Here is a 23,215-nt window from a genome sequence, read left to right on the forward strand (position 1 = left end):
GTCGCAACTCAGCTGGCCCCGGCACGGAACGTTGTGCGTGCGGCGAGTTTCATCTCGACGTCCGACGACTTGGTGATCCTCCGCACCGGCATGCCCAGGCGTTGAAGCAACGCGCCGGCGGCTTGGGAATCGTCGTCCTTCCCGCTGACGATCGCATGAGCCTGGCCGTCAGGCCCGACCCAACGGCCGTGCGTCCTGCGTCCGGGATCGGTCATCGGATTGACCGGTGGAGGCAGTTCCTCGCGCAACTCGTTCGCGCGCTCCGCGGAGAGCTCGGAAGGGATCGAGGACGTCCCGGATCTATCACGTGAGCCGGTGGGCGCCAACACAGCTCGAGCCGATGGTGGCGACAGCGAACCTTGGTAGCCGCGGACCGAAGCGATGGCTGCGCCTAGCAGTTCACCAAGAGCCCGCATCTCGTTGCTGGCGTGTTGCCACTGTTCGTGAGTCGTCTCCGCCTCAGGATCAACGGACCCGTCCATCGCGTTTGCGAACAACGTGATCGCGTCCGAGGCCGACTCGCGAGCGCTTTCCACAAACTCGCGAGCCTTGCTCGCAGGCGCGCTCGAGCTGCGTGGAAATCTCGCCGAACGTCGCCACGCGCAACCTCCCCGGACCCCGTGCCGGACCAATCGGGACGGTACCGGTGTTCGTGGAGGGCGACCTGCGCGTCTTCGACCGGCCCGTGGCGTGGGAGCCCGAATAACCGGCTCAGGCAGTTCCGTACTCCAGCCCCACGGTGAAGAGCAGGTCCTCGAAGTCGTCGGAGTAGTAGGTGACCATGCCGGCACCGTTGTGGTGCCCAACGGTTTCGAGCCCGCCCACGGGCATCGGACGCCACCAGTACACCCGCGAGCTGAGCTGGTAGGCGCTGTTCGCGTGGCACTCGGCGGCGAGCCGCCCGACCTCGTCCAGTGCCGCCAGCACGCCCGCGGTGCCCCGGTCCCGGATGACGTGGAAGACGAACTGGTCGCGGGCGGGCATCGCGACCAGTGCGCCGTGGGGCGCGTCGGCCACCCCGGTCACCATCTCGATGACCCACGGGATGATCAGCACCAGGGAGCCGACGTAGTCCGAACCTTGCAGGTAGTAGACGCCGTCGCCCTCGAGGTACCCGTCCGGCAGCTCCCTCGCCAGGTTCTCCGCGCCGGCGTCGTAGAGCTGGTCGATACCGTGCCGGAGCACGTCCTCGTCCTTCATGATCACGATGGAGTCGGGCCGGTCGAAGGCGAGCACCCGGAGCAGGCCGGGCGTGATCTCGTCGGCGTAGGACGCGACCTCCGACGCCCCGCTGTCCGAGGTGGCCAGGCGCAGGTAGGTGTGCTGGAGCACGTCGTCGGTCGGCCCTTCGAGATCGGAGCCGTCCGCCGTCCCGAGAGCGATGGCCCGCCGGAAGTGCTCGTCGACCAGATCCGGCCACTCACCGGCCGGAACGCCGGCCAGTGCCGCCGACAGCGACTCGAACCCGAGCTCGAGCTGCTCCGGATGGCTGACCTCGACGTGGTCTTCGTGGACGACGATCCGCATGCCGATGAACGCAGGACTGCGGCGCGCCAGGTGCCGCAACCGGTCCTGTTGCGCGGTGGTGAGCAAATGCACCGCCGGGACGTTACAAGTCCTGCGGCTGCGCGTCCGGGTTTTGCGCGAAAGGCTCAGACGGCTTTCAGGCCCTCCGGCGTCTGCTCGTGCCGGATCCCGCACTCCGGGCAGGAGAGATCATCCGAGAGCCGCACACCGCAAGCACAGACCCAGCCCTTCACAACCGCCGGATTGCCGGCGACGAACGCATGCGCGGGCACCGACCGAGTGATGACCGCACCAGCCGCCGCAAACGCGTGCTCACCGATCACGGTGCCACACACCACGATCGCACCAGCACCCAAAGTGGCCCCACGCCGAACCAGGGTGGTCTCCAGAGCGTCGCCCGTCTTCTTGACGTGCGCACGAGGCCGCAGGTCGTTGGTGAACAACACGTTCGGCCCGAGGAACACGTCGTCCTCGCACGTCACGCCGTCAAACACCAACGTGCCGTTCTTGACCGTCACGTTGTTGCCCAGCACCGCGCGCGACTCGACGAACGCGCCGTCGCAGATGTTGCAGTCACGGCCGATGCGCGCGCCCGGCAGCACGTGCGCGAACGCCCACACGCGCGTGCCGTCGCCGACGTCGTCCGACTCGCACAGGCCGTGCGGGTGCACGCGGACGCCGGTCATCAGAGCGCTGCCTTCAGCGCCTCGACGACGCGGGTCTGCTGCGCCTCGGTGATCTCGGGGAACAGCGGCAGCGACAGGATCTCCGCGGCCGAGGTCTCGGCAATCGGGAACGAGCCGTCCAGGTGAGCGAACGCGCCGGTCTTGTGCAGCGGCGTCGGGTAGTGGATGCCGGCGCCGATTCCTGAGGCGTGCAACGCCTTCAAAACGCGGTCGCGATCGGCCACGCGCACGACGTAGAGGTGCCAGACGGGCAGGTTGCCGTCCAGCACTACCGGGGTGCGCACGCCGGGTACGTCGGCGAGCATCTCGGTGTAGCGGGAGGCGGCGGCGCGGCGGGACTGGTTCCAGCCCTCCAGGCGGCGCAGCTTCGCTGACAACACCACGGCCTGCAGCGTGTCGAGGCGGCTGTTGAAGCCGAGCACCGGGTGTTCGTACTTGCGCGGCGATCCGTGCTCGCGCAGCAACCGGACCGACTCGGCGATCGCGTCCGACGTCGTCAGCACCGCGCCGCCGTCGCCGTACGCGCCGAGGTTCTTGCCGGGGTAGAACGAGGTCGCGGCGGCGGCACCGAGGCCACCGACCGCGACGCCGTTGCGGCGCGCGCCCTGGGCCTGGGCGGCGTCCTCGACGACCGGAAGGCCGAGCGGCAGCAGTTCGACCGGGGCGGCCTGGCCGTAGAGGTGCACCGGCACAACGGCTTTGGTGCGCGAAGTGACCACAGAGGACACTTGGGAGACGTCGATCAGCAGCGTGTCGTCGACGCAGTCCACGAGCACGGGCGTCGCGCCGCAGCGGGCGACGGCCTCCGCCGTGGCGATGAAGGTGTTGGCGGGCAGCACGACCTCGTCGCCGTGGCCTACGCCCAGCGCGCGCAACGCCAGTTCGATGGCGTCGGTGCCGTTGCCGACACCGATGGCGTGCGGAACTTCTTGGTAGGCGGCGAACTCCGACTCGAACCGGGCGACCTGGGGGCCGTTGATGAAGGCTGTCGTCTTGAGCACCTCGGCCCAGCCGTCGGCCACCTCGTCGGCCACCTGCTCGTGCTGGGCACGCAGGTCCACCAGTGGAATCTCGATCACGCGCTCTCCCCACGCAACGGGCGGGCCGGCACGCCGGCCCACGTCTCTCCTGCCGGAACGTCCTGCAGGACAACGGCTCCCATGCCGATCACGGCACCGGCGCCGATCTTCACACCCTCGCGCACCATGGCTCCCTGTCCGAGGTACGCGGCCTCCCCGACGTGCACGGACCCCGCGAGCGAGGCGCGGCCGGCGAACGTGACGCCGTCCGACACCTCGTCGTCGTGGGTGATCAGCACCTGGGGCATGGCCACCACGTGCCGTCCTACCGAAAGCGGGGTCGTGATGACGACACCCGCGAGCAGAATCGTTCCGGCGCCAAGAGAAGCACCGGAAATAACAGCCGCCGGGTGCACGATGGTCGCCCATCGCTCGTCCGGCAGGTCGAGCTTCCTGGCCACGTTCAGCCGGACCAGCGACCGTCGCGCACTCGCGACGCACATGACGACGGCCGCGTCCGGATGATCAGCCAGGAGGTCGAGCCCGCCCAGCACGGGCACCCCGTCGATCAGGGTGCCGTGCAGGGCGGTGGAGTCGTCGAGCGCCCCGAGGGGGTTCCACGTCTCCGGGAGGAGGCGGACCGCCGCGAGAGTCTCGCGAGCGAGTCCACCTGCCCCGATGAACAGCAGTGGCCGTGCGGTCACCCGAGCACCACGTCCACCCAGTAGTTGCCACCGTTGTAGGTCGAGGTCGGGAAGCCCGACCCGGCCGTGAACACACCGGCGGACGGCGCGGCGGTCAGCGGCGGTGAGGTCACCGTGCCGAAGTAGCCGGCGTTCACCGCGTAGTGACCCGTGGTGGTCGTGTACGAGGCCGTGTACTCGGTGTTGGCCGTGATCGCGACCGGCTCCGAGAACGTCAGCGTCTGCCAGCCGGACTCTGTTTCACCAGAGAACGTGCCGGTGGCCAGGCGCTGGCCGTCCGCGGACCAGAGCGACCCGGTGTGGGTGCCGGTGTTGCCCGCGCCCTTGTAGAACTTCACGCCGGTGACCTGCCCGTTCGTGCCCGACGTGAACTTGACGCCCAGCTCGTACGCGCCGTTGTCATCAGCCGAAGTTACCGTCGGCACGGTCGCCGCGCTGAACAGCGAACACGGGCAGGTCTGCGTCGTCGCCGTGGTGAACGACCACGTGACCGGGTTGGCCATCATGTTGCCGAACGCGTCCGCGGCCTTGGCGCTCACCGAGTACACAGTGGACGCCGCGAACCTGGCCGCGGGGGTGAACGTGATCATCCTGCTGTCCGCCGAGAGCGACCGCGTGCCGGCGATCTTCGCGCCACCGGGGTCGGTGACGTCGAACTGCGCCGAGTTGAGGTCCACGGGCTCGTCGAACGACATCGTGACCACCGAGTTCAGGGCCACCTCGGACGCGCCGGTCAGCGGCGTGTGCGACTGCTCCACCGGAGCGACGTTGTCCGCGTTGGGCTGGTAGACCACGTCGACCCAGTAGTTGCCGGAGCCGTACGTCATGGTCGGGAACCCGGTGCCCGGCACGAACACGCCGTTCGTCTCCTGCGGCGCCGTCAGCGGACCGGAGTTGACCGCACCCGTCCCGAAGTACCCGGCGTTCACCGCGTAGTGCCCGGTGGTCGTCGTGTACGAGGCGGTGTAGGTCTGGCCGGAGCTGACGATCACCGGCTGCGAGAACGTGAGCGTCTGCCAGCCCGTCGCGGTCTCACCGGTGAACGTGCCGGTCGCGAGGCGCTGACCGCTGGCGTTCCAAAGGCTGCCGGTGTGCGTGCCGGTGTTGCCGGATCCCTTGTAGAAGCGGACACCGGTGATCTGGCCCGACTGGGTCGGGGTGATCCGGACGCCCAGCTCGTAGGCGCCCGAGTCGTCGGCCGACGTCTGGTCCGGCACCGTCGCCGTGCTGAAGAGCGAGCACGGGCAGGTCGCGGTGGTCGTGGTCGTGAAGTTCCACTCCGCGGCGTCCGGCATCGCGATGCCGTTGACGTCCGCGATGCCCACGTGCGCCTGGTATTGCGTGCCGGGCACGAGCTTGCCGGACGGCGTCCAGGTGACCGTCTTCTGGTCTCCGGACAGCGACACCGAGCCGGACAGCTTGGCGCCCTTCGGGTCCTTCAGCCAGATCTGCGCCGAGGCGGGGTCGATCTCCTCGCTGAACGTCGCCGTCAGCGCGCTCTGCAGGCCCACGTTCGTCGCGTCCACGGCCGGCGTGCGGTTCGTGATCGTCGGCGGCGTGGTGTCGCCGTTGAGGCCGTTGCGGTAGATGACGTCGACCCAGTAGTTCGTGGCGTTGTACGACGAGTTCGGGAACCCGCCGCCACTTCCGTACCGGTAGACGCCGTTGCCGCCGTCGACACCGTTCTGCAGCGCGTGCAGCGACTGGTAGTCGGCGCCCTGGCCGTTGAAGTAGCCGGAGCTGACCGAGTAGCGGCCGTTCGGGGCGTAGTACGAGACGACGTAGGTCGTGTTCGCCTGCACCTGGACCGGCGAGTTGAACATCAGCTTCTGCCAGCCGGACGTGGTCTCACCGGTGAACGTGCCGGTCGCGAGCAGCAGACCCGTGGAGGTCCACAGCGAGCCGGTGTGCGTGCCGGTGTTGCCGGTGCCCTTGTAGAAGCGGACGCCGAGCACCTCGCCCTTGCCGTCGAAGCGGACCTTGGTGCCGACCTCGACCTGGTTCGTGTCACCGGCGTCGATCACCGCCGGTGCCGCGAAGTCGTCCCAGACCGTGCACGGGCAGGTCGCCGGACGCGGCGAGCCTGTCGTGAACGTCCAGTTCGCCTGCGAGGACAGGTTTCCGGCCGCGTCCGCCGCCCTCATCGTGACGGTGTAGGCCGTGGCCGCCAGCAGCGGCGCGGACGGCGTGAACGTGATCGTGCGGGCGTCGTTGGAGATCGACGTGGTGCCCGTGATCGCACCCGACGGCCCTGTCACCGTCACCTGGGCCGAAGCGAGCGTCACGTTCTCGTCGAACGTGCCGGACACCGTGGTGTTCAGTGCGACGGAACCGGCGTTGCTCACCGGGGACATCGCGCTCTGGATCGGCGCGCGCGTGTCGGGACCGGGGTCCGTCGCCCACACCACGTCGACCCAGTAGTTGGTGTGGTCGAACGTCTGGTTCGGGAAGCCGGCGCCGAAGCGGAAGACGCCGTTCGGTCCGTCCACACCGGACTTGAGCCCGGTGATGGGTTCCATGTAGGCCTGTTGCTGGTAGAACCCGCCGGTGTCGTAGGCGAAGTGCCCTGTCGGCGTGTAATAGGACACGATGTAGGTCGTGTTCGCGTTCACCGCGACAGGCTGCGGGAAGAGCAGCGTCTGCCAGCCCGTCGGGCTCTCGTTGGCGAACGTGCCGGTGGCGAGCAGATCACCGTTCGAGCTCCACAGGCTGCCGGTGTGTGTGCCGGTGTTGCCGGTGCCCTTGTAGAACTTCACGCCGCGGACGTAGCCGTTGCTCGCGGCTTGCCACTTCACGCCGAGCTCGAGCTGCGAGTTGTCGTTGGCGGAGGCGACCTTGGGGACCTCCGTGCCGGCGAACATGCCGCACGGGCAGGTCTTGGCGGTGACGTTCGGCGTGGCGGACACGGGTGTGGAGAGGTTCAGCGAGTCGTCGACCGCGCGGACCCGCAGTTGTGCCGTGCCGGACTGGTTCGGCGTGTAGGTGTAGCTCCACGACGTCTGGCCGGCCTGCCAGTCGGCGTAGTGCCAGCGCGTGCCGCCGTCGGTGGAGACCTCGACGCCCGCGACCTTGCCGGCGGCGTCGATTACCGTGCCGCCGAAGGTGTAGGGCTGGCCGACCGTAGCCTGCGCGGGCTGGGTCGTGATCAGCACGCTGGGCGCCGTGTTGTCGTTGATGGCGCCGGAGATGACGAGCTGGTCGGCCGCCCACAGCTGGTAGGGCTGCACGCCCATGTCCGCGAGGAAGTTGACCGTCGCCTGCTTCATCCGCTGGTCCGACGTCGGCGTGTTGGTCGGGAAGGCGTGTTCGTCGTCGACGCCCCACGCCCACTGGACCGTGCCGGCACCGAACACCAGGGCGCCGGACGGCGCGCGGTAGTACGTGATCGCGTGCGTCTCGGTGCTGGATCCGTACTCGTCGCCGTAGTTCTTCAGCGCGTAGTAACCGTCGAGGTCCACCGTCGTGCGCGACATCTGCGCGACTCCGGCGGGCTGGAAGCCGTTGTCGTAGACGGTGTTCCACTCGTAGCCGAGCGTGCCGGGCTGGAACGTGTACGTGCTGCCCGCGGTGAGGTTCACCAGGTCGGTGTTGCGCCAGAGCCGCATCTTGCCGTACGCGGCCGGGACCTGCAGCGAGTCGTCACGCCGGCCGTTGACCGTGAACATGTTGCCGAGCAACGCGTTCTCGGGTCTGCCGCCGTCCTGCGGCGGGCTGTAGCGCGGATCTCGCCACGTGCCGGTCCAGGTGTTCTCGCCGTCGTTCTGGGTGCCCTTCGTCTCCTTGAAGCAGACCATGGTGCGCCAGTCGGTCTGGGAGGAGTCGATGCTCTTCTCCCACTTCGTCTTCCAGAAGATCTCGTTGCCGGTCAGGAACGCCATGTGCACGCCCGCGTCACGGGCGGCCATCACGTTGTTCCACTGCTCGTTCGACCAGTACTCGTCGTGGCCGACCGCCATGAAGACCTTGTGGTTCTTGATCAGGTTGCCGCGGCGGGCGGAGTCGACGTCGGTCGTGTAGCTCATGTCGTACCCGTTGCGCTCCAGGAACCTGAGCATCGGGTACTCGGCGTTGAAGATGAAGTTCTCGTCGCCGTCGCCGCCGGTGTACGGACGGTTGTAGCTGACCTTGTACGAGCTGCCGCCCTGGCCGGGGCCGTCGCCGAAGTAGAGGCTGTTGCCGCCGTAGCGGTTGTAGGCGACCCAGGTGGCGTCGGAGGTCTGGAAGAAGATCTTCGAGGTCGAGCTGTCGTCGCGGACGACGAACGCCATCTCGTTCTCGAGGCCGTTGTCGAGGCGCGTCATGCGGACGTAGTAGATGCCGGAGACCGCGGTGGACGGGATGTCCCAGGTGAGCGACACCGCCCAGTTGCCGCAGTCGATGAGCGCGGTAGGTCCGTCCCGCAGACATGGTGGCTGGTTCTGCGGGGTGTTGCGCTGGACCGTGCCCATGTGCCGGGCGCCCTTGCCGCCGTACCAGCCCATCCGGTAGATGTCGAGCTTGTACGACGGAGCCGGCGTCAGCATCTTGAAGCTGACGGTCTGGCCGACGTTGTAGCTGATGTCCGTCGTGTACCCGAGGATCGTGTCGTCCCGGTACTGGGCCTGCCAGTTGTCCGCCCCGGTCTCCGTGTTCTCGCACGCGACCTTGTTGGTGACGGGGAAGTCACACGGAGCGGCGTTGGCCTTCGGAGGGTTGAAGACGCCGAGCACGAACATCGTCGACGCGACTAGTGCCGTGATCACAAGCACCCGCACGAGACGCGACTGCTGAGCCACCATTGGGTTTCACCTCTCGGACGGAGTTACCGTGTGTGATCCGCGCACTACGCTGGACAGCACAGGGCTGCTACTCCGAACGTCGGCGATCTCGGTAAAACTGTTACGTGTCAACACAAGAATGTTCCTGTGGGGGTTGAATCCCTACTTTTCAACCACGCACGGTCAGCCGGGATGTGTGGAGAGTTTCCGACAACGCTGACACGACTGTGTCCTGTTCGGACTCGGTCATGTCGTGGAAGAGCGGGAGGATCAGCGTCCGGGCCGTGAAGGCCTCCGTGACCGGCAGTTCCGCGCAGGGGTGGCCCTCGTAGGCGGGTTCGAGGTGTGACGCCATGATTCCGCGCCGTGCACTCACGCCGCGTTCGGCAAGACCCGCAAGGACTTCCTGGCGGTCCGCACCCTCGGGCAGCCAGACCCAGAACGACTGGTAGTTCGTCGTCCCGTACCCGGGGTCGTTCACGGCGGTGAGGCCGGTGGCGGCCAGCAACTCGTGGTAGCGCGCCGCCAACTCACGGCGACGGGCGATGATCGCGTCCAGTTTGGACAGCTGCACCAGGCCGACGGCGGCCTGGATGTCGGTCATCCGGTAGTTGAACGCCGTCTCCAGGTACTGCTCGATGACGGCCGAGCCGCCGTTGTGGCGGTCCGCGGCGGACACGCTCATGCCGTGTTCCCGCAGGCGCCTGAGCCGAACGGCCCAGTCGGGGTCGTCGGTGGTGACCATGCCGCCCTCACCGGTGGTGAGGAGCTTGCGCGGGTGGAACGACCAGGCGGCCAGCAGCGCGTCCGTGCCGACCGGCTTGCCCTGGTAGGTGGAGCCCGCGGCACACGCCGCGTCCTCGATCACCGCGATGCCACGCGGTTCGCAGAGCGCCTTGAGGGCGTCGACGTCGGCGGGCACGCCGGCCTGGTGCACGACCATGACCGCGCGGGTGCGCCCGGTGAGCACCGGTTCCACAGTGGACGCGCTGATGTTGCCCGTCTCGGCCTCGACGTCGGCGAAGACGGGGGTCGCGCCGGTGTAGCGCACGGCGTTCGCGGTGGCGATGAACGACAACGACGGCACGACGACCTCGTCGCCGGGGCCGATGCCGAGCAGGTGCACGGCCAGGTGCAGGCCGGTGGTGCACGACGACACGGCCACGCCGTGGCTCGCGCCGACCGACGCGGCGAACGCCTCTTCGAACTCGCGGACCCGCGGGCCCTGCGCCACCCAGCCGGACCGGACGGCTTCGGCGGCGGCGAGCGCCTCTTCCTCGCCGAGCAACGGCCGCATAACCGGAATCACTGGTACTGCCCTTCATCGGTGGGTCTGGTGCCGGCGGGTGCCGTCCTGCTCGACGGCGGAGAGGAGCAGAACGGCACCCGCTGACGGCGGGGTTTGGCCGGAGCCCGACGGCGGTGGGCTCCAGCCGGCCCAGCGAACGTTCGTGCTGGGTGTGGCCGGAGCCCGACTGCGGTGAGCTCCAACCGACCCAGCCAACGTTCGTGCTGGGTGCGGCCCGAGCCCGACGGCGATGGGCTCCAACCGACCCAGCGAACGTTCGTGCTGGGGGTGCGGCCACGGCGCACGTCGACCTGGGGGTGTCGGCGGCGCCGCGGCCGCGGCTTCGGGGTGTTACCGGGCGTTCTGCTCGGCGGCGGCCTTCTCGGCCCGCCACCACGCGACGAGGTCGCGCAGTCCGCCGTCCATCTCGATCTCGGGCTTCCACCCGAGCTCGGTGGCCGCGAGGCTGATGTCGGCGAGCCGGCGCGTCACGCCGTTCACCTTGCGCTCGGGGCCGTGCTCCAGCGGCAGGTCGGAGTCCATCGCGGCAAGCAACGCGAGGGCGAGTTGCTTGAGCGATGTCTCCTGGGAGGACGCGATGTTGTACACCGTGTCCGTGACCGGCGCCTTGGCCGCGAGGATGTTGGCGCGTGCGATGTCGTGCACGTGCACGAAGTCCATCGTCTGGGCGCCGTCGCCGAAGATGAGCGGCGACTTGCCGTCGACGATGCGCTCCATCCAGCGGATGAGCACCTCGGTGTACAGACCGTGGACGTCCATCCGCGGGCCGTACACGTTGAAGTAGCGCAGCGCCACGTAGTCGAGGCCGTACATGGCCTTGAAGCTGCGCAGCATGCCTTCGTTGAACGCCTTCGCGGCGCCGTAGAAGGTGTCGTTGTTGTACGGGTGGTGCCGTTCGTCGGTGGGGAACGACTCCGCGAGGCCGTAGATCGACGCCGAGGACGACGCGATGACCTTCTTCACGCCGGCGGCCGCGGCGGCTTCCAGCACCGTGAAGGTGCCGTCGACCAGGCACTCCAGTGCGAGACGCGGTTCCTCGGCGCACTGGGTGATGCGGATGGCGGCGAGGTGGAAGACGAGGTCCTTGCCCACGGTCAGCTCGTGGACCAGCACCTTGTCGTTGATGTCGCCCTCGACGATGCGGACGACACCGGACTCGAGAGCGGCGGCCAGGTTCTCCCGGCGGCCGCGCACGAAGTTGTCCAGCACGACGACCTCGGCCGCGCCGGCCGCGACGAGCTGGTCCACGACCGACGAACCGATCGTGCCCGCACCACCGGTGACGAGGGCACGCTGCCCGGTGATCGGCTGTGCCGTCATGAAGAAACCCTGCCTTCGACTTGTTGAACGGGAACGAAGACCCCGCCGGAGCGCAGTGACTCCGACGCCGCCTCCAGCACCGCCAGCACGCGCAGTCCCGCGCGGCCGTCGGTCAGCGGTGCGCGCTTCTCGGTGATGGACGCGGCGAACTCCGCCATCATCGACCGCAACGCCTCGCGTTCCACCAACGCCGGCGCGACCATGTCGCCGGTGCGGTAGGAGATCTTCTGCTGCTCCGGGGACAGGTCGACGCCCCGGTCGTAAATGGACAGTCGCTGCGCGGGATTGTTGTCGTCCCACACGACCGTGCGCTGCGAACCGCCGATGACCATTGTGCGAATCTTCGTCGGCGACAGCCAGTTCACGTGCACGTGCGTGATTGCCCCGTTGGACAGCCGCACCGTGAGGTGGCCGACGCACGCGACGCCCGCGCCGATGGGGTCGGAGCCGTGCGCCGAGACCTCCACCGGGCGGACGTCGTCGGGCAGGATCGCCTCGAAGATCGACAGGTCGTGCGGAGCGAGGTCCCACAGCACGTCGACGTCCGGCTGCACCAGACCGAGGTTGATGCGCACCGAGTCGATGTACTGGATGTCACCGAGGTCGCCACCGCGGATGATCTTGCGCAGGTGCTGCACCGACGACGTGTAGGCGAAGGTGTGGTCCAGCATCAGCGTGAGGCCGCGCTGCTCGGCGGTCTCGACGAGCTTGAGGCCGTCCTCGAAGGTGGCCGCGAGGGGCTTCTCCACGAGGACGTGCTTGCCGGCCTCCAGCGCCGCGAGGGCGACGGGCAGGTGCGTGGCGGCGGGGGTGGCGATGGCGACCGCGTGGACGTCGGGATCGGCGAGGACCTCGTCCAGCGACGCGGTGGCGCGCACGGTCGAGTACTGGCCCAGCACGCGCTGGGCCTTCTCCACGTCGAGGTCGCACAGGTAGCGCAGGTGCAGCGCCGGGGTGGCCTGGGCGTTGCGAACGAGGTTCGGCCCCCAGTACCCGGCTCCGATGACAGCAAGGCCAATCACGTCTTGGTTCCCCATCAGTAGGCCCCCTGGCCGCCGAAGACGGCGCGGAAGGTCTTCCACATGATCACGAGGTCGAGTGCGAGCGACCAGTCCTCGACGTAGCGCAGGTCGAGGCGGATCGACTCCTCCCACGAGAGATCGCTCCGGCCGCTCACCTGCCACAGACCGGTCAGGCCGGGCTTCACCAGCAGGCGGCGCCGCACGTCCGAGGAGTACTTCGCGGTCTCCTCCGGCAGCGGCGGGCGGGGACCGACGAGCGACATGCTGCCCGCGAGGACGTTGAACAGCTGCGGTAGCTCGTCGATCGAGTAGCGGCGCAGGAACGTGCCGACCTTGGTGATGCGGGGGTCCTTCTTCATCTTGAACAGCACGCCGTTGCCTTCGTCGACACTGGCGAGCCTGGCGCGCAACGCGTCGGCGTTGGTCACCATCGTGCGGAACTTGATGATCGTGAACGGCACACCGGTCTTGCCGACCCGCTTCTGGCGGTAGAAGACGGGGCCACGGCTGTCGATCATCACGAACGCCGCGACGGTGAACATGAGCGGCGCCAGCGCGACGAGGAGGACCAACGCGCCGACGCGATCGACGACTTCCTTGACCAGACGGCGGAATCCGCTCAGTGCCGGTTCGCTCACGCGCAGCAGTGGCATGCCGAGCACGGCGCTCATGTGCAGTCGCGGGCCGGCGACCTCCATGAGACCGGGCGACACGACCATGTCGGCACCGGAGCCTTCGAGTGCCCACGCGAGCTGCTGGAGACGGCGAGGTGTCCAGTAGGCGTCGGGCGTGATGGCGACGATGCGGTACCCACCGCGGCGGACGTGCTCGGCGAGCTCGCGCAGCTGGCCGACGACGGGCACGCCGTCGACGTCGGTGCCGGAGCGGCCGCGGCCGTCGATCGTGCAGATCGCGTCCACCCGCCAGCCCAGGTGGGCGACGCGCTTGGTGCGGTGGATGAGGTCCTCGACGGTGTCCAGGTTGCCGGCGGCGAGAACCGAGAGCAGGAAACGTCCTTCACCGCGGCCGCGGTGCAGCGGGCGGCGCAGGAGGTAGCGCATGGGAAACGCGACCAGGGCGATCGCGGGTACTACGACGAAGATCCACAGGCGGGCGCCGGGGATGTCGACGGCGAGCGCTCCGAGGCCGAGCGCCACAACGGCACCGAACAAACCCCGGCCGAGTCTTCGGAACTCCTCGGCTCCCTGGCCGAGAACGGCCGGTGTCCACACGCGGTTGATGGCGAGCGAACCGACCACGACAACTACTGTGAGTATGTCCAGCAATGCAAGGGAAAGCGGGCCGAAGGCCGTGTGACGCATGCTCATGACGGCACCGACGGCGATGACGACCAGTACAACGGTCAGCACATCGGCGGTGATCACGGCATAGCGGTAGCGACTTTCCCAGCGCGCTACGGGTGGATGGGTCTGTCTGTGTTCCGACAGCGTGTTGAGCGTGGAGCGCAACCCGTCGACGTCACGGGCCGCGCGGACCTGCTCACTCATCGTTCTGATCTCCCCGGCTCAGCGGCGATTTCGGACATGCACGGACGCAGGTCACCCCGAGGACCTTCAAACTTCGGACTTCGCGATCTCTGGCAACGCCGTCATTCAGACTTGGCGGCCAAAGCCCGCAACCGGTGATTCGTATGTTCCGGCATCCGCGTTACAGACCCTGGAAAAAAGTTTCCCAGTTGCCCGAATACCGGACGTGACGCGGGTCTCACGTTGTGAAAACGTGGCGCCACAAGACGATTCTGGGTGTCCACAAGGGACATAAGGGATACGTATGCCCCGAGGTAATCGTTCAGAACGAGGTCTTCGGACCCTAGTCCGATCGACTGCGATTGTGCATGTACTTACCGCTGAATGGAGTAACCGGCTACGACCGGACGGAAATACGCACTTCGTCACCCTCGACGACCACAATGTCACCGTGGCGCAACTGTGCCCCGCGCCGCAGCTCCACAGAGCCGTTGACGTGGACATCTCCGTCCTCGATGAGCACCTTGGCGTGCGCGCCGTCCTCGGCCAGCTGCGCCAGCTTGAGGAACTGTCCTAGCCTGATCGGCTCTTCGGAGATCTCGACCGTCCGCATGAGTCCCATCATCCCAGTAGGGCGCTCCCCACTGCTCGCTCGGGGGCGCACACCAGCGCGTTCGAGTGAAGCCGTTGACAGGCTTCTGAGCATGAGGACTTCACGAGGGTACGCCGCCTGGCTGGCGGTGTCGGGACTGGTCTGCGTGGCGATAACGATCTTCGCGGCGAGCGCGTACGTCACGCTGGACATGAGCCAGGCCAGGCCGCCGCTGCACGGACCCGTCCACTACGGCCTGCTGGTCGCGCACATCTTCACCGGAACGGTCGCGGTCCTGGCGGGTGTCTCGCAGTTCTGGCCGGGCCTGCGCGCCCGGCATCCGCGCGTGCACCGGGTGATGGGACGCGTCTATTTCGCGGCGGTCCTGCCGTCGTCAGTGCTTGGCGTCGTGTGCGCCCAGCTCTCACTGGCCGGCCTGGCGTCGTCCGCGCCGCTGACGGTCCTGTCGGTGCTGTGGTTCGTCAGCGCGGTGTACGGCCTGAAGACAGCACGGCGGCGCCAGTTCGGCGAACACCGCATCTGGATGATCCGCGGTTTCGCACTCACCGGCGCCGCCGTGATGGGTCGCCTATGGGGCCTGGCTCTCGGCGCACTCCTGCCCGACGGGGACGGGCTGCTCCTCTTCGCCACCGCGAACTGGCTGTCGTTCGTGGTGAACCTGCTGGTGGCCGAGTGGTGGATCCAGTCGCGGGGTTACACCCGGACCTTGCCCTCCGTGGCGCTCAGGCCGAGCATCTCCAGCAGGTCGGCGCAGTCGAGCGCGTCCGTGGCGTGACAGGCCACGGTGCGTGCCGCCTTGCTGTTCTGGATCGTGCTGTGCTCCTTTTCCAGAGCCTTGGCCTCGGCGAAGGTGCCGGTTTCGGGCTCGGCGATCGCGGGACGCGCCCAAGTCATGTCGTGCCTGCTTCCGCATCGGGGGATGTCGTCATCATGACAACTAGGTGGCCGAAACACCAGAACCTGTGCTTACCGTAATCGATCACCCACGCTGCGTGTAAACCGTGGAAGCGTTTTCATGAAACCAAGGCCGGCGATTTCCGCCGGGATCCGGCTTTACCGGCCGTACCTCAGCACCGACTCCACTTCGGTCACGAATGCGACCAGCCGTTCGTCGTCCACGTCGTCCGGCGTGGGACCGTCCACCGCAAGTCGTTGCAGCGCAACGGAAGTGGTGGCGCTCTCCCGCGCCAGGCGGCGGAACCCGAACGTCGCCTCGTACAGCGACATGGCGGTGCCCAGAGCGGCCAGAGTCGTTGCCACGAAAGCCCACATGGCCCTGCGCGGCCCGTCCGCCATGCCGATCGCGGCGGCCGCGGCGGCGGCGATGAACAGCGCCGCGGAGAGAGCGACCGTCCACGTGCGGGCGCGGGAGTAGCGCTTGCGGCTGCGTTCGAAGTGGTCGAGCCGGTCCTGGAAGCGGTGGCGCAGGTACGCCTCGACGAACTGGGCCTGCCTCAGCTTGTCGCTCATGTCCTGACCACCTCGTGCTTGCGGTTGCTGACCGCGGCTTCCAGGTCCGCCACCTTGTCCTGGCGCTCTTCCTCGGTGGCGGGCGCCACGGAGGCGAGGTGCGCGAAGTACAACGCCCGCAGGCGTTCCGCGCGTGACCGGGCCGTCAGGTACTTGTCGAGCGACTCCCGCTTGCGCGCCACGATCGTGATGGCCGCGGCGAACGCGCCACCCGCCACGACGAGCACCCCCGGCCACGGCGTGTCCTTCAGCCACGTCTGCAGCGCGGCGAACACCGTCGTCGTCAGGCCGCCCCCGATCGCGAGCACGGCCGTGAGCCGGTAGCGGTTCTGCTCGACGCCGGCTTCCGCGTCGAGCTCCTGGAACGCCGGCGCGACGACCTGGTTCGCGTCGTGGATGGCGTCGGCGAGCATCGGGTACGCGACGACGAAACCCGGATCGACCAACGGCCGTGCCTCCGGCGCCCGGTACCGGACCTTGGGCAGGATCCTCGGCGGCTTGACGGGTTTTTCCTTGCCCAGCAACCGTTCCAGCGCGGTGACGGCCTTACCGGCACCCTCGTCCACGTGGACGATGAAGATCTTGCCGCTGCGCACCAGCACCGCGAGGTCACCGGTGAGGCCGCCGGTCGCGATGCGGTCCGCGAGGCCGCCCGTGCCGGCGAGCACCAGCAACGGGTTGTCGCCGCTGAGGTGGTCGACGACCTCCTGCTCGCTCTCGCCTCCGACGACGAGGGCGACGACGGGCTTCTTGTGGCGCACGGCGTCGATCGTGCGGAACAGCACCGGGGTCGCGTCCGTCCACTCCGAACCGGGGACGATGACGGCGACGCTGTGGTTGGGTTCCAGCGGGATCTGACCGTTCGTGGCGCTCTCGGTCAGGTCGTGCACCTTGCTGCTCGGCGCGACTCCGATCACGACGGGCCAACGCTGCTCGCACGCCTGCAAAGCCATGCCCAGCAAGTGGACAACGCCTCGGTCGGTGCCTTCGGTGACGAACACGGCGCCGTTGCGCGCCGCGGTCACGACGACGGATCTGAGCACCGGCAACAACTTCGCGGCGAGATCCGTCTCGATGTCTTCCGTGGAGCCGAAGACCGAGATCACCGTGCGGCCTCGGGGCAAGCCGAGGGCCTTGGGTTTGATGTCGGCGTCCGGCTGGGACAGCCGTTTGACTGTCGGGCCGCCTGCTGTGGGCATGCCGCGCACCATAACGCCGTGATCGATCGAGGGCCAGAGCCCGTTAGACCTCATCCTCGTCGTCCACGGGGACTTCCTGGCGCTGCTCCTGGGCGTCGGCCTCGTCCGCCTCCAGCGGCGTGTCCGGCGGCGTGTCCGGCGTCTCGGCCGGCTCCCGCGGAACGACCTCGCGCTGCTGCTCCTGGACGTCCGCGTCGGGTGCTTCGGGGTTCATGCCGTGCGGTTTCCCGGCGGCGCGTGCTTCCACACCTGCCTGGTCAACTCATCGAGGTCCGCCAGGTCGCCGAGGACGATCTCGGCCCCGGCCCGGCGCAGGTCGTCCGCGCTGCTGCGGCCGGTGGCCACCGCGACCAGCCGCACGCCCGCCTTCGTCGCCGCGTACACGTCGTGCGGCGTGTCGCCGATGAGCACGACCTCCTCATGGGTGAACGGCCGGATGCGCCGCGCGCGTTCACGGGCGAACGTCACCAGTTCGGCACGGTCGGCGTGCTCGTCGCCGAACGCGCTGACCTCCCAGTCGACCAGGTGCGCCAGGCCGAACTCCTCCAGCTTGACCAGCGCGACGCTCCTGAGGTTCGCCGTCAGCACGCCCTGGTGCACCCGCGGATCGTCCGCGAAGTGCTGGAGGGCTGCCAACGCCCCCGGCAGCACCTCGCCGTGGCCGGGCAGCTCGGCGCGTCTGGACTCGAAGGAGTGCGCGAGCGCGTCGGCGAGGAGCCGGGCCGCCTGCTCCGTGTGCTCGATGCCGTGCAGGCGCAGCGTCTCCTCGATGAGGTCGGCCTCGGTGCGGCCACCGAGGTCCACGGGGCCGCTGAGCTCCCTGCCGAAGGCGCTCCGGAACGCCTCGCGGTACATCAGCCCGCCGAAGCCGCGGGCCGAGATCAGGGTGTTGTCGATGTCCCACAGCACCAGCAGTTCGGGCCCGGTCACCGGACCACCACCCCTCAACGCGTAAAATCGCTGCTCATGACCTCGATCGACCCCGCAGAGCTGGAAGTCTGCCTGCGCGTGCTTGCCCAGGTCGAGGACCTGCCGGCGGAACACGACGACGCCGTGCGCGTCCGCCGGGCCACCGCGAAGATCTTCAAGGCCGCGAAGAAGTTCCGCAAAACCGAGCGCAAGGCCGCCATCGTGGCCAACGACCGCGCCGTCACCGCGCTGACGGCCACCGGGTCGCCGGACCGAATCGACGACGAGACGCAGGGTCTTCCCCTCGTGTCGACGGCTCAGGGAGCCACGGCGGGCACGTTGCTGCGCGCCCGGTCCTGCTACACCTGCCGCACGAGGTTTGTCGAGGTAGACGCCTTCTACCACAACCTCTGCCCCGCCTGCGCGGCCTTCAACCACGGCAAGCGCGACGCCCGCACGGACCTGACGGGCCGCAACGCGCTGCTGACCGGCGGGCGGGCGAAGATCGGCATGTACATCGCGCTGCGGCTACTGCGTGACGGCGCGCACACCACCATCACCACCCGGTTCCCCAAGGACGCGGCACGGCGGTTCGCCTCCATGCCCGACGCCGCCGACTGGATCGACCGGCTCAAGATCGTCGGTATCGACCTGCGCGACCCGGCCCAGGTGCTGGCGCTGGCCGACGAGGTGGCGTCCCGCGGCCCACTCGACGTCCTGATCAACAACGCCGCCCAGACCGTGCGCCGCTCCTCCAACGCCTATGCGCCGCTGGCTACCGCCGAGCACGAGGCGTTGACCGGGGACGCCCGCCGTCCCGAGCTGATCTCGTTCGGTGGCCACGGCCAGCTCGCGCTGCCCGGCACCGCCGTGCCCGAGGCGCACTCGGTGACGACGCTCGCGTTGATGGCGGGCTCGAAGGACATCGACGCGGGCGGCCTGGTGCCGGACACCGCGCCGGTCAACTCGTGGATCCAGAACGTCGAGGAGGTCGACCCGGTCGAGCTGCTGGAGGTGCAGCTCTGCAACTCGACGGCGCCGTTCCTGCTGATCTCGCGGCTGCGCGCCTCGATGGCGAAGTCGTCGTACCGCCGCAAGTACGTGGTGAACGTGTCGGCGATGGAGGGCCAGTTCTCCCGCGCCTACAAGGGTTCCGGGCACCCGCACACGAACATGGCGAAGGCCGCGCTGAACATGTTGACGCGCACCAGCGCCGAGGAGATGCTGCAGGCCGACGGCATCCTGATGACGGCCGTCGACACGGGCTGGATCACCGACGAGCGCCCGCACCCGATGAAGATGCGGCTCGCCGAAGAGGGGTTCCACGCCCCGTTGGACCTGGTCGACGGCGCGGCGCGGGTGTACGACCCGATCGTGCGCGGCGAGGCCGGCGAGGACCTGTACGGCTGCTTCCTGAAGGACTACGCGCCCTCGCCTTGGTGACGCACGCGTCCGAGGCACCCGTCGGACGCACCCGAACGAGCCCTTTCGTCAGGTCACAGGCGTATTTGAACACTTGTTCGAGTACTCATTTGTCATGAGAACTGTGTGGCGGGGAGCACTTCGGTTCGGGATGTCGACGATGACGGTGCGGCTGGTGTCCGCGGCCACCGAACATCGCAGCAAGGTGCACCTGGTGCACCGCGAGGACAGTGGCCGCGTGCGCCACCAACAGGTGTGCGGCGAGTGCTCACTGCGGCTGACGCCGGAGGACATCGGGCGGGGTTACGAGCTCGACGACGGCCGGATCGTGCAGATCGATCCGGGCGACCTGCCGGCGCCGGAGGACGGCGTGATCGACGTGCAGCAGTTCGCGCCGCAGGTCGACGTGGACCCGGTCGCGTTGCACCGCAGTTACTACGTGGAGCCGGACGACCTGGCCGTGCGGTCCTACGTGCTGCTGCGGGAGACGCTGGAGCGGACCAAGACCGCCGCGATCGTGAAGTTCGCCTTGCGGAGCAGGGAAACGCTGGCCGCCATCCGGCCACAGCATGGTGTTCTGGTGCTGCACACGTTGTTGTGGCCCGACGAGGTCCGCGAGCCGCACTTCGCGTTCCTGCACCGGGACACCGAGGTGCGCACCGGTGAGCTGGCCGCTGCGGCGGCGTTGGTGCGGGCGCAGACGCGTCCGTTCCGGCCGCACGACTACCCGAACACGCACCACGAGGCGTTGCTGCACCTGGTTGAGGCGAACGTCTAGGCCCTCCGCCCGCTCCTGGTGGTGCGGGTGCGCGACCCGCGCGCCGGGGATGAACGCGGGTCGCGCGCCCGTGCCGTCAGGGCGCGCTAGCATCGGCAGCCATGCTCGCCAGCCCGTCCGATCTCGTCGACCTGCTCGAGTGCGAGCACCGCAGCTACCTGGGGCGGGGCGATCGGCAGGGCGACCCCGGCGAGCTCGTCAAGGCCGCTGAACGCACCGCCGCCGAGATGCGGGCCGGCGCGGACCTGGTCGAGAACGCCGTGTTCTTCGACGGCGTGTTCCACTGCACCGCTCAGACCCTCGTGCGCACGGCCGACGGCTACGAGCCGTGCGAGGAGGCCTCAGACGCCACTCCCCTGGCGGTGTTGTCGCTGGTCGCGGCCGCGCAGGCGGTGGATTCCCCGCGCGCGCACCTGATCATCGACGGCCGCCGGACGTCTTTCCGCGTCGCTGACTTCACTCCTCTGCTGGGGCGGTTGCGAACTCGGCTCGCGAAGCCCTCACCTGCACCGAAGCGGTCCTGGGGTGACGTGCGGGCGGCCTGCAACGGGTGCCGGTTCGCTCGTCACTGCGCTTCTGGTCGCGAGGAGGCCCGTGACCTGTCGCTCGTGGCCGGTCTTCGTGCTGACCAGCGGCGGAAGCTGGTTTCGGCCGGCATTGACACGATCGACGCGCTTGCCGCGACCGAAAACCGGCCCGCCACCCTCTCCCCCGCGTCGTTCACGGCGTTGACCGCGCAGGCCCGGCTGCAGGTGCAGCAGGAACGCACGGGGGTCATCACCTACGAGGTCGTGGCGCCGGAGGCGTTGGCGAACCTGCCGGAGCCGGCCGACGACGACGTGTTCCTGGAAGTGGACGGCGACACGTTCCGGACGCCGGGCTGGCACGGGACGTTCGAGGAGTTCGTCGACCGGACACCGGCCGGCACGGTGTACCACTTCATGCCGCACGACCTCGCTGGACGGGCCGCACGGACGGCGACCAAAGAGTCCGAAGTGGACGAACTGGTGCGGCGCTGTGTCGACCTGGGCGCGTTGACGCGGCGGGTGCTGCGAGTGTCCACACGGGAGTACACGCTGCCGGCGCTGAAGCCGTTGCTGGACGACGAGATTCCCACTCGCGGACTGCGGGATCTGTTGCACCGCGTCAAGGTCGAGCGGGAGATCGAGACCGCGCCGCCGCAGGAGCGCGACGAGACGGCGCTGGAGAAGGCGGCCGAGCGGGCGCGCCGGATGGCGGCGCTGACCGAGCCGTTGCTCGCCGAGGGGCACGCGTTGTTCGCGGCGACGGTCGGCTACCACCGGCGTGAGGCGAGTCCGGCGTGGGGCGACTACTTCCGGCAGGCCCTCGCGCCGATCTCCGACCTGGAGACGGATTCGAACTGCGCGGTGCCGATCACGCTCAAGGCCGAGGACTGGGTGCCTCCGGCCGGGCGGGTCCGGACGCACAAGCGGCAGGTGCACGCGCGGATCGACCCGGAACGTCCGCACCCGTTCGGTTCCGGCGAGCAGGTCCGGCTGCTCTACCCCGGCAACGTGACGCGCAACGCCGTGGTGGCGGACGACAATCCGTACGAGCTGGTGCTGACCGAGAGCAACTCGCAGGAACACTCCGACCTGCCGATCGCCGTGCTGCCGGGCAGTCCGGTGCCCGCGTCACCGAAGGACGAGGCCGTCGCGGAACTGGCCGAGCAGGCCGTCAGCCTGCTGCCGCTGCTCCCCCGCAACCCCGGCATCGACCTGTTGCTGCGCACGCCGCCCGCGCAACCGTTGCCACAGCACGACGACGTGGTGCAGGCCGTGATCAAGGCCGTCGACCAGCTCGACGGCGGGACGCTGGCGGTGCAGGGACCGCCCGGCGCCGGCAAGACGTACCTCGCGACCAAGCTCGTGCGGCACCTGATCGACCAGGGCAAGACGGTCGCGGTGACCTCGACGTCGCACAAGGCCGTGGAGAACGTGCTGTCGAGCGTCGACCCGGACATCCCGATGGCCAAGCGCCCCAAGGAGAAGAAGCCAGAAGAAGGCCTGCCCTGGGACCAGCCGAAGAGCAACGGCGCGCTGGCGCAGTGGCGCGAGGAACACCCGCAGGGGCACCTGGTCGGCGGCACGGCGTGGACGTTCTCCAACGCCGTGATCAAGGCGCGGCCGTTCGACGTGATGATCATCGACGAGGCCGGCCAGTTCGCCCTGGCCGACGCGGTGGCGGTGGCGACGGCGGCGCGCAACCTCGTGCTGCTGGGCGATCCGCAGCAACTGCCGCAGGTCGTGCAGGGCGTGCACCCGCCCGGTTCGGACGCTTCGGCGCTCGGCCACCTCCTCGGCGACGCGGACGTCATTCCCGCGCATCTGGGCTACTTCCTGGCCGAGACGCGGCGGATGCACCCGGCGGTCTGTCGTCCCGTGTCCGAACTTTCCTATGCCGGACTGCTCCATTCGCACGACACGGCCGCCCATCGGTCGATCTCCGGCATCGAGCCCGGGATCTACCTGCGCGAGGTCGACCACCGGCACAACATCACGTCGTCCGTGGAGGAAGCCGAGGCCGTGGTGGACACGGTGCGCGCGATCGTCGGTCGTACCTGGACGGACAACGGCACAACGCGCGAACTGACCGATGCGGACATTCTCGTGGTGGCGCCCTACAACCTGCAGGTACGGGTGATCCGGCGCCGGCTCGCCGACGCCGGGTTCACCGAGACCCGGGTGGGCACCGTGGACCGCTTCCAGGGCCAGGAAGCGCCGGCCGTCATCATGTCCATGACGTCCTCGTCCACCGTCGACCTCCCGCGTGGCCTGGACTTTCTTTTGTCACGCAACAGATTGAACGTGGCCCTGTCCCGTGCCCAGACGCTCGCCGTGATGATCTGCTCGCCACGGCTGCTGGACGCCGACGTGCGGGGCGTGGAGCAGATGCGGCTGGTAGCGGGCACGATCGGCCTGACCGAGAACATGCGGATCTATCCGTGGTGACACCACGGCGTTGTTCAGCCC

20 protein-coding genes are annotated in these 23,215 nt (G+C 68.6%); 4 read left to right on the top strand and 16 right to left on the bottom strand.

Going from position 1 to position 23,215, the window contains the following annotated elements:
• Positions 1-8: 8 nt before the first annotated feature.
• The 11 genes from BLR21_RS42840 to BLR21_RS31100 all read right to left on the bottom strand — a co-directional run bounded on the left by BLR21_RS42840 (position 9) and on the right by BLR21_RS31100 (position 14,444).
• A complete protein-coding gene (locus BLR21_RS42840; RefSeq protein WP_090011587.1) occupies positions 9-215 on the bottom strand; it encodes a DddA-like double-stranded DNA deaminase toxin in 207 nt (68 codons plus the stop codon).
• Between the two features lie 496 nt (positions 216-711).
• Positions 712-1,599: a DUF1444 domain-containing protein gene (locus BLR21_RS31055; protein ID WP_090011589.1), complete on the bottom strand. Its 888-nt coding sequence runs from the start codon at positions 1,597-1,599 to the stop codon at positions 712-714.
• A 53-nt stretch (positions 1,600-1,652) separates the two neighbouring features.
• Positions 1,653-2,213 carry an acyltransferase gene (locus BLR21_RS31060; protein WP_090011591.1) on the bottom strand — a complete coding sequence of 187 codons (561 nt, stop codon included), beginning with the start codon at positions 2,211-2,213 and terminating at the stop codon, positions 1,653-1,655.
• Entirely contained in the window at positions 2,213-3,292 is a 1,080-nt protein-coding gene (locus BLR21_RS31065) for a DegT/DnrJ/EryC1/StrS family aminotransferase (protein WP_090011759.1), read from the bottom strand. Before BLR21_RS31065 ends, BLR21_RS31060 begins: the two co-directional genes overlap by 1 nt.
• Entirely contained in the window at positions 3,289-3,936 is a 648-nt protein-coding gene (locus tag BLR21_RS31070) for an acetyltransferase (RefSeq protein ID WP_090011593.1), read from the bottom strand. The genes BLR21_RS31065 and BLR21_RS31070 overlap by 4 nt, the downstream gene beginning before the upstream one ends.
• The gene (locus BLR21_RS31075; RefSeq protein WP_090011595.1) at positions 3,933-8,714 is read right to left on the bottom strand and encodes a DUF4082 domain-containing protein; all 4,782 of its coding nucleotides are present in this window, start codon (positions 8,712-8,714) and stop codon (positions 3,933-3,935) included. The genes BLR21_RS31070 and BLR21_RS31075 overlap by 4 nt, the downstream gene beginning before the upstream one ends.
• Positions 8,715-8,862: 148 nt before the next feature.
• A complete protein-coding gene (locus tag BLR21_RS31080) occupies positions 8,863-10,002 on the bottom strand; it encodes a DegT/DnrJ/EryC1/StrS family aminotransferase (protein WP_256335049.1) in 1,140 nt (379 codons plus the stop codon).
• Between the two features lie 330 nt (positions 10,003-10,332).
• Positions 10,333-11,322 carry an NAD-dependent epimerase/dehydratase family protein gene (locus tag BLR21_RS31085; protein WP_090011598.1) on the bottom strand — a complete coding sequence of 330 codons (990 nt, stop codon included), beginning with the start codon at positions 11,320-11,322 and terminating at the stop codon, positions 10,333-10,335.
• Positions 11,319-12,344, bottom strand: a complete 1,026-nt coding sequence (locus BLR21_RS31090) for a Gfo/Idh/MocA family protein (RefSeq protein ID WP_256335050.1) — start codon at positions 12,342-12,344, stop codon at positions 11,319-11,321. The genes BLR21_RS31085 and BLR21_RS31090 overlap by 4 nt, the downstream gene beginning before the upstream one ends.
• A 14-nt stretch (positions 12,345-12,358) precedes the next feature.
• A complete protein-coding gene (locus BLR21_RS31095) occupies positions 12,359-13,852 on the bottom strand; it encodes a sugar transferase (protein ID WP_090011602.1) in 1,494 nt (497 codons plus the stop codon).
• A gap of 376 nt (positions 13,853-14,228) precedes the next feature.
• Complete coding sequence (locus BLR21_RS31100; RefSeq protein ID WP_090011761.1) at positions 14,229-14,444, bottom strand: RNA-binding S4 domain-containing protein; 216 nt, start codon at positions 14,442-14,444, stop codon at positions 14,229-14,231.
• A gap of 91 nt (positions 14,445-14,535) precedes the next feature.
• Here BLR21_RS31100 and BLR21_RS31105 point away from each other — a divergent pair, with 91 nt between their 5' ends.
• A complete protein-coding gene (locus tag BLR21_RS31105; RefSeq protein WP_176929877.1) occupies positions 14,536-15,219 on the top strand; it encodes a DUF2306 domain-containing protein in 684 nt (227 codons plus the stop codon).
• Here the strand turns inward: BLR21_RS31105 and BLR21_RS31110 are convergent.
• The 5 genes from BLR21_RS31110 to BLR21_RS31130 form a co-directional block, all read right to left on the bottom strand.
• Positions 15,138-15,338 (bottom strand): hypothetical protein, encoded by a 201-nt coding sequence (locus BLR21_RS31110; protein ID WP_084401971.1) that lies wholly within the window; start codon positions 15,336-15,338, stop codon positions 15,138-15,140. The genes BLR21_RS31105 and BLR21_RS31110 overlap by 82 nt on opposite strands.
• 159 nt (positions 15,339-15,497) lie before the next feature.
• Positions 15,498-15,914, bottom strand: coding sequence for an SLATT domain-containing protein (locus BLR21_RS31115; RefSeq protein WP_030475518.1), 417 nt, complete (start codon positions 15,912-15,914; stop codon positions 15,498-15,500).
• On the bottom strand, positions 15,911-17,113 hold the full coding sequence (locus BLR21_RS31120) for a DUF4231 domain-containing protein (protein WP_090011762.1): 1,203 nt from the start codon (positions 17,111-17,113) through the stop codon (positions 15,911-15,913). Before BLR21_RS31120 ends, BLR21_RS31115 begins: the two co-directional genes overlap by 4 nt.
• A 43-nt stretch (positions 17,114-17,156) precedes the next feature.
• A complete protein-coding gene (locus BLR21_RS42845; protein WP_176929878.1) occupies positions 17,157-17,327 on the bottom strand; it encodes a hypothetical protein in 171 nt (56 codons plus the stop codon).
• Positions 17,324-18,043 carry an HAD family hydrolase gene (locus tag BLR21_RS31130; protein WP_090011607.1) on the bottom strand — a complete coding sequence of 240 codons (720 nt, stop codon included), beginning with the start codon at positions 18,041-18,043 and terminating at the stop codon, positions 17,324-17,326. The genes BLR21_RS42845 and BLR21_RS31130 overlap by 4 nt, the downstream gene beginning before the upstream one ends.
• 36 nt (positions 18,044-18,079) lie before the next feature.
• Between BLR21_RS31130 and BLR21_RS31135 the strand changes: the two genes are divergently transcribed.
• From BLR21_RS31135 to BLR21_RS31145, 3 genes are all read left to right on the top strand, one after another.
• Positions 18,080-19,465 carry an SDR family oxidoreductase gene (locus tag BLR21_RS31135; RefSeq protein WP_090011609.1) on the top strand — a complete coding sequence of 462 codons (1,386 nt, stop codon included), beginning with the start codon at positions 18,080-18,082 and terminating at the stop codon, positions 19,463-19,465.
• Between the two features lie 94 nt (positions 19,466-19,559).
• A complete protein-coding gene (ku, locus tag BLR21_RS31140) occupies positions 19,560-20,222 on the top strand; it encodes a non-homologous end joining protein Ku (protein ID WP_090011611.1) in 663 nt (220 codons plus the stop codon).
• A gap of 101 nt (positions 20,223-20,323) precedes the next feature.
• A complete protein-coding gene (locus BLR21_RS31145) occupies positions 20,324-23,194 on the top strand; it encodes a bifunctional RecB family nuclease/DEAD/DEAH box helicase (RefSeq protein WP_090011613.1) in 2,871 nt (956 codons plus the stop codon).
• Positions 23,195-23,215: the final 21 nt, after the last annotated feature.

This window comes from Lentzea albidocapillata subsp. violacea (assembly GCF_900100275.1).
GTDB classification, from domain to species: Bacteria; Actinomycetota; Actinomycetes; order Mycobacteriales; family Pseudonocardiaceae; genus Lentzea; species Lentzea violacea.